Consider the following 1,142-nt stretch of genomic DNA (forward strand, 5'->3'; position numbering starts at 1 on the left):
AGCAAGCCCCCTCCCCCGCCTCCCGGCAAGCCTCTTTTTGCGCCGCCACGCAAGGATCCGCCCGACATATCCCGGAAAGCGCCGCGCCCTTCGCGCCGATCACAAATCGAGGATCGGCCGAGCCCGTTCGACCAGCTCGGTCGAGCCGGCGAGATAATCGAGTTTCTGCCGCAGTCCGATCGCCTTCCAGTCGATCGTCGCCACGCCACCGAGCCGTTCGACCACCGGCAATCCGCCCATCACGTCCCAGCTGCAGACGCCGAAGCCGAGGCTCGCATCGACCTGGCCCGCCGCCAGCATCAAAAATGCAGCCGCCGTCGAGCCGCAATGCCGATAGGTCATGTCGAGCTCGCTGCGGATGAAGCGCAGCGCCGCCAGTTCGCGCTCGACCGGCGTGTCGGCGCTGAAGCCGACCGCGACGACGCCGCGGCGACGGTCGAGCGGCGGCAAAGGCGGCAGTTTCACGCCGTTCAGCAGCACCTCGAGATCGCGTCCGCCCGACACCGTCTCGCCGCGAATCGGCGCGTGGATGACGCCGAACACCGGCACGCCGCCGGCATGAAGCCCGATCGACACCGCCCAGTCCGGCAAGCCGCGGACAAAATTGAAGGTGCCGTCGATCGGATCGATCACCCATTGCCGGTCCGCATCCGCGCGAAGGCTCGCGCCCTCCTCGCCGCAGATCCCGTCCGCCGGATAGAGCTTTTGCAGCTCTTCCTGCAGGAAGGCCTCGACCTCCTTGTCGGCGCGGGTGACGAGATCGAGATGCCCCTTTTCCTCGACGCCGGCCGCAAGAGCGCCACTGCGGAAGTAGCGCGCGCCGATGCGCCCGGCCGCCTCGGCCAGGCCGATGAGTTCTTCCCGCATGTCGCTCGCTGCCCCCGTTTTGCCGCGCCCGGATTGCGACCGAACGCCGCCGCTGTCAAGCCGCACGTACGGAAGGAAGGCGCTGTCGGTGCGGGCCAGTCGCGATCTCCCGCGCCGCTCGATCCGGCGGGCCATCGCCGTCTCATCGTTTCTACATCCGGGCAACGGGAGATTTTGCCAAAAGGAGAGCGGCGCGCGGCCGGGCTCTTCGCGGAAGGGGAGGCAGATCTCTCAGCCCGTGAGCAATTTCGAGAGCTCGTCCGCGCCGCCGTTCT

Annotated in this window: 1 protein-coding gene; it reads right to left on the bottom strand. The window is 68.1% G+C overall.

The window, feature by feature from the left end; translation table 11 throughout:
- Positions 1-99: 99 nt before the first annotated feature.
- Positions 100-867, bottom strand: coding sequence for an inositol monophosphatase family protein (locus OSH07_RS24325; RefSeq protein WP_266341305.1), 768 nt, complete (start codon positions 865-867; stop codon positions 100-102).
- Between the last annotated feature and the right edge of the window lie 275 nt (positions 868-1,142).

Origin of the sequence: Kaistia nematophila (assembly GCF_026343855.1) — a bacterium.
Classification (GTDB): domain Bacteria; phylum Pseudomonadota; class Alphaproteobacteria; order Rhizobiales; family Kaistiaceae; genus Kaistia; species Kaistia nematophila.

Coding starts and splice junctions, on each gene's coding strand:
- OSH07_RS24325 (WP_266341305.1), bottom strand. CDS start 867: ATGCGGGAAGAACTCATCGGCCTGGCCGAGGCGGCCGGGCGCATCGGC.